Origin of the sequence: Pseudomonas sp. WS 5071 (genome assembly GCF_012985765.1) — a bacterium.
Classification (GTDB): domain Bacteria; phylum Pseudomonadota; class Gammaproteobacteria; order Pseudomonadales; family Pseudomonadaceae; genus Aquipseudomonas; species Aquipseudomonas lundensis_A.
Genome location: NZ_JAAQWY010000062.1, coordinates 1 through 5481, shown reverse-complemented (window position 1 = coordinate 5481; position 5481 = coordinate 1). Strand labels below are relative to the sequence as shown.

The window sequence follows — 5481 nt, the reverse complement described above, 5'->3', positions numbered from 1 at the left end:
AACACGGAGAACCGGTCGAAAAAGCTCTCCGTACATGATTTTTCGGTCACTTTTCGTCCAATGACGCTGTAGGTGCCTGGAAAATTGCAACTTGCCGCGGCTGCACGACAAGTTGATCGGAGCATCCCTAAGAAGCTTCTTGTTTTCTGTGAATGCCTTATCTTTTGATACGATTATCAAATTCTCATTGCAGAATTCAAGCAACTCTTCCCACAGTAGCTCGTCGCCAACCGAGTGTCTATCAGGTGAAATTGGTGGGTTCCCTAAAATTTTCCGTATTTTAGCCTTGGCAATAAGTTCCTCTTTTGTTTTCATGAGCGTGCAGTTTTTAGTTAGATTTTCGTATGCATCAAGCACAGGATCGTCTCCCGGCTTAGGCTCAAGCATTGCATCAATCTTGCTCTTCAACTTTTTTCCGAGCTTGTTAACCTCTGACTGTAGACGGGTTGCTTCCTGATGCTCAACCATGTCTCGCACTACTGCTGTGGTAAATATGGAGATTGATGAGGTTCTCTTGACCTCCGCAGCAAGATTGAGTAGTTGTGATGTTCGATTTCTCTGAAACTCTTTATACCCTTGCTCTGAAATTATGAGGTTATCTTCCAGTTTTTTTAGCTCCTCAAACAAAGATAATCTATCGTTCGCGCATCGATAAAAATCGAGATATATATTCGTATCTACAAACAGCTTTGTCACTTTTATTCCTCACCAGCAATTAAATGATAGCTCTGCCCAAAACTGGAGCCCATACCCCGCAGCAGTATCAACCTCCGTACAAGGTGATCTAAGCCGCCGTCGAGCGGAATATGACAGTAGCACATGCTCCTCGCGACGTAGATGTGCACCAGACGCGGTTGAGGGCATGGGAGCGGGCTCCGGTCGTACAGTCCTTCAACAGGCCTTGCCGGTAAGAGCGTTATGACCGTGCTCTACCTGATTACAGCATTTCGACCTGAAGGGATGAACTGTCTCAATCGCTTCACAACGGAAAGGATTAGGAGGCACTGACCGCAGCAACGGGTCGCTAGCTGCCCATGGTGACGGGGCGGCTTCTGGCCGAAAGCTGCGCTCCACCAACGTCAGCTATGGGTCGATTCTTGCCTGTCATGAGGGGCAGAAAAACGACCCAAAGCACCCGTTCAAGAGCGGCAGCAACCCCCCATGAACAGGTGTTAAATGCGTCTACTCAACCAAGGGCGGTTCAGGTCTAGCCTGCTAAGATCGATGCGTCTACCTCGCGCAAAGGATGCAGTAATGGGAAACTACACGAAAGGACTCACAGAGCGCCGTCATCACACTCAGCTCAGGGAGGGCTACTGTCTGATCTGCGGAACCTTCGGCCCTCTCAGTTGGGATCATGTTCCGCCCCAAGGCAGTATCACGATCACCAAAGTTGAGCAGGCTCACCTGACTGAGGTTATGGGAATCAATTCTGATCCTGTCATTGGTGTGAAGTCTTCTAACGGCAGTAAGTTCAGAACCATCTGCAAGCATTGCAATAGCTCACATCTCGGTACTAATGACCAAGAGGTTGCGAGGGTCTACAAAGGCATATCAGAGAAGATCAAACACTATTTTTTGAGAGCCGACAGCCCAGTCAATCACGTGCATATGCTGTTTGATGGGATGAGATTTTGCCGCGCAATGGTTGGACACGTACTCTCAGCAACCACTGTAAAGGACTGCCTGCAAGAGCCGGTGCCTGTTCCCTACTATGCCCCGTTACAAAAGTTTGTCATGGGGGACGATACCGCAACCGATGACAGCCATGATTTCTATGTTTGGTTCTATCCGCACCGTAGGCACATGAGCATAAAAATGTTTACTTGCAAAAATCACGGACACATTGCGACCCTAAGTCTCCTGTCATTTTTTCCGCTGGCATTTTTGATCACAGAAAAAGGACAGGGAATTTATCCCTCTGGTGCAACGCCTGTGAAGCCCACTGACGAAACACTTTACGTGAAACTCGATTCAGGACATCTGCCTTACGCTGCCTTTCCCAATGCTGGGCTGGAGGGGGATCAGATGATTCTATTAGATGGTAGTCGATCGATTGTGAGCTACCCCATCTGAATGCCTATGTTTCTGCCTCTCTGAGAAAGTCTATTCACTCTCCTATACGAATGGAAAGCTGCTCGAAGCTCTTTTTGAATCGAGCTAAATTCGTGGACGTTGGAAGGCAACTATTGGCCGCTCTCCGCCGATCACAACAGGCAGAAAACGGCCATCTCTGGTCACCCCTACCTAAGTGACAGCTCTAAATTCTGCGGCGCATTCTCCCTGGAGGCGCCCCATAAACCTCCTTAAATTTTTTGCTGAACGCCGCCTGCGATTGGTAACCAACCTGCAAGGCAATATCTTTTAATCCCAGATGCGAATGACTCAGCAGGCTGAACGCCAATTCCATACGGACTTGCGTAAGCAATACCCATGGCGACACACCAGCCACACGAACGAACGCCCGCATGAAAGATGCTCGGGACATGCACGCGATATCTGCTAGATTTTGGATGGTCCACTCGTGCGCAGGATCAGCCAACATCGCCTGCCATACGGGGCCCAGACGTTTATCGCTGAGCAAGGCGAGCGTGCCGATGTCTTGGCCATGGCTAGATAGATGGGCGCGAAGGATCAGGGTGAATAACGCCTGAGAAAGAGCATCGAGCAAAAATTTTGCTCCAATCTGATCGCCGTCTGCTTCCCCGCGTAATAAATCGACCAGAGACTGCAATGGTCCATCCGCTGGGAGCGTGCCGCTGGGTATCAACAGGTAGTCAGGTAATGAAGCAAATAGCAACGAAGTTCGGTTGAAGTGAAAGCAGCCGCATAGCATGTCCAGATCCGCACTCACGCCGCCAATGCGATGTATGGGCAATATGCCAGCGTCGATACGCTTTGCCGATACCAATGTTGGCGCAACAGCTTTGCCCGGACTATGCAGCACATGCGGCGCACCACCCGGCAGGAGCAGAACGTCGCCGGCGCGCATAGAAAGACGCTGCCCGCTTGGAAGCTCCACCCGACACTCACCCGACAGCACCACGTGGTATGGCGCTTTGCCCAGCGCTTCCTGCTCATGCTCCAGGGACCAGTCACCCTGAAATTGGCAACGTAAATCCAGACTGCCACGAACATTGGCGAGGCTGATGAGCTTGTCGATCGAATTCATTTGAGCGCATCGCAGAAAAAACAGAGCGTATCGAACTAATCAAAATAGGACTAGGGCATACACTAAACAAGGTTAAACATTACACCCAACCCCCCTCAGGAGTTACCGCAATGTTCATTAACTGGTCCGAATTATTACCCTCCATCCAGAAAGCTTTCGGCGCGCTGGGCAAAAGTAATCCAAAAATGGTCAAAGCCTACATGGCCCTCGGAGAAGCCTCTGCCGAAAACGATGTGCTCGACACCAAGACCCGCGAATTGATCTCCATTGCAGTCGCCATCACTACACGCTGCGACGGCTGTATTGCAGCTCACACTGATGCGGCCATTAAGGCTGGTGCGAGCCGCGAGGAAGTGGCTGCGACCTTGGCCACTGCGATCTCGTTGAACGCAGGCGCCGCTTATATTTATTCACTGCGCGCTCTTGAGGCGTACGACACCTTGAAAAAATAGCTCTTTCGCCATAACTCCACCGGCCCCGCACACTTAAACGTGCCGGGGCTTACCTGATACATCCAGACGTCAGCCACTTGTTGAGACGATCGATCAATAACTTGAGCATGACGCACAAAAGCGTCTCGCGGCTAAGCCTCAGACTGGTTTCACATTCCAAATATTCGGATAAGTCTGATGCTCGCTTCATTCACTACATGGCTGCAATTCATCAGCAAGCTCGACACCCTTGGCACACACCTCATGAGACTGGCGATCGCCGTAGTTTTCTTGTGGATCGGGGCGCTCAAATTCGCGCCTTACGAAGCCGATAGCATTACCCCATTTGTCGCCAACAGCCCGTTTATGTCTTTTTTTTATGAACATCCCGAGGATTACAAGGCACACCTGACCCACGAGGGTGAATTGAATGCGGAAAAGCGCGTCTGGCAGACCGCAAATAACACATACATCTTTTCCAACGGCCTGGGCGTAGTAGAAATTCTGATCGGTCTGCTGGTGCTTTCCAACCCGATCTCGCGACGCGCCGGTCTGCTTGGTGGGGCGCTGGCCTTCGGTACACCGCTGGTGACCTTAACCTTCCTGCTCACCACACCTGAAGCCTGGGTACCGGATCTTGGTGATGGTGAACATGGCTTTCCATTCCTGTCTGGTGCAGGACGCCTAGTGCTCAAAGATCTCTTGATGCTGGCCGGCGCTCTTCCGGTGATGGCTGATTCCGCCCGTCAGTTATTGCAAGAGCGGCGCCCCTAGTTTTCTTTTAAAGCCTTGAAATCTGAATCGCCTCAAGCTTCGTAGATACCTCCGAGAGGCTGCTTGTGGCCGATAGCAGCCGTTCATGAGCGACTCCGTCCGCTCGGATTCTCAGGAGAGCTGACGGAAAAAGGTAATTCAATAGCGCAACAGGTCTTGAGGTTGCTGGAAGCCCCGTATTTGTTGGCTTTGGCGTATTACACAGAGAAGTGATTTTGAGTGATGTGCAAGGTAATTTAATCGTAAGTCATTGATTTGTAAGGGGCTGAAACTTATAGGTAATTACTTAATAAAAGAGTAATTAGATTACTTATAGGTTACTCAGATATTACCTGCGCCGTATCGGCTGTAGCCCTTTGAATCCGGGCGTTCCAGACTTTTTATCCAAGGACTTACCGTTCTTACCTTTTTCCGATGGCTTTCCCCAAAAAATGCACATGCCCTATCAGGCGGCAGTTTCACAGGTTGACGCACAAACCCATGGGAACGCCATGGGAACGTTTTTACGCAGACCGCTCCTCTACAGCCCTTATAAACCGGGGGCCGTGATTTGAAAAAGCGGGGGCGGGCGGTTTCGAATCTCTCCTTCAACTACCAGATAGCTTGAGGGGACATGGGATGGGATAGATGTATTGGATCGATATTGTGCTGCACTGGATGTGCTATCAGTGACGAGCTCGAGATTAAGGTCTAAGGGGAGGGAGTGAAAGTTGACTGGTACGGAAATGGTACAGGCGAAAGTTGCGCAGTGCTTTAGCCCTTTTTTTAAAGGGGCTAGCAGCTCAGTCCGTATCATCCATCATAGGGGCCACGCTAAAGCGTCTGGACACCGCAGAGCCTGTGTTTACGTGGGGTGTAGCTGAATTCTGTACCATTTTGCTCTACGTGTTTTAGGCGTGTTTTGAGGGGTAAAAGGGCGGTTTCGAAGGTGCTGGTACAACGTACCATCTCATTTTCGAATTGTACCCGTTAACTATCCCCCGGTGTCAGGCTAGTTGTCGCCTGAGCTGATTTATCAAAACGATAGATCGGGGGCGTCAAAGAGAGCTGTAATGTCGAGCTATTCACCTGAGCGTAAAGCTGCCCTGCTGAACAAGTTACTCC

At 50.4% G+C, this 5481-nt stretch carries 5 protein-coding genes; 3 read left to right on the top strand and 2 right to left on the bottom strand.

Annotated features, from left to right (window positions below):
• Positions 1-696: PIN domain-containing protein (locus HBN61_RS22055; protein ID WP_170047906.1), on the bottom strand; the 696-nt coding region annotated here is incomplete at its 3' end.
• A gap of 558 nt (positions 697-1254) precedes the next feature.
• On the opposite strand from HBN61_RS22055, the gene HBN61_RS22050 reads away from it, so the two are divergent.
• Complete coding sequence (locus HBN61_RS22050) at positions 1255-2076, top strand: hypothetical protein (RefSeq protein WP_048381962.1); 822 nt, start codon at positions 1255-1257, stop codon at positions 2074-2076.
• A 184-nt stretch (positions 2077-2260) separates the two neighbouring features.
• Here the strand turns inward: HBN61_RS22050 and HBN61_RS22045 are convergent, their stop codons facing one another.
• Entirely contained in the window at positions 2261-3172 is a 912-nt protein-coding gene (locus HBN61_RS22045) for an AraC family transcriptional regulator (RefSeq protein ID WP_047273856.1), read from the bottom strand.
• A gap of 110 nt (positions 3173-3282) precedes the next feature.
• On the opposite strand from HBN61_RS22045, the gene HBN61_RS22040 reads away from it, so the two are divergent.
• On the top strand, positions 3283-3624 hold the full coding sequence (locus HBN61_RS22040) for a carboxymuconolactone decarboxylase family protein (RefSeq protein WP_016779377.1): 342 nt from the start codon (positions 3283-3285) through the stop codon (positions 3622-3624).
• 177 nt (positions 3625-3801) lie between these two features.
• The gene (rclC, locus tag HBN61_RS22035) at positions 3802-4377 is read left to right on the top strand and encodes a reactive chlorine resistance membrane protein RclC (RefSeq protein ID WP_016779378.1); all 576 of its coding nucleotides are present in this window, start codon (positions 3802-3804) and stop codon (positions 4375-4377) included.
• The last annotated feature ends 1104 nt before the right edge of the window (positions 4378-5481 follow it).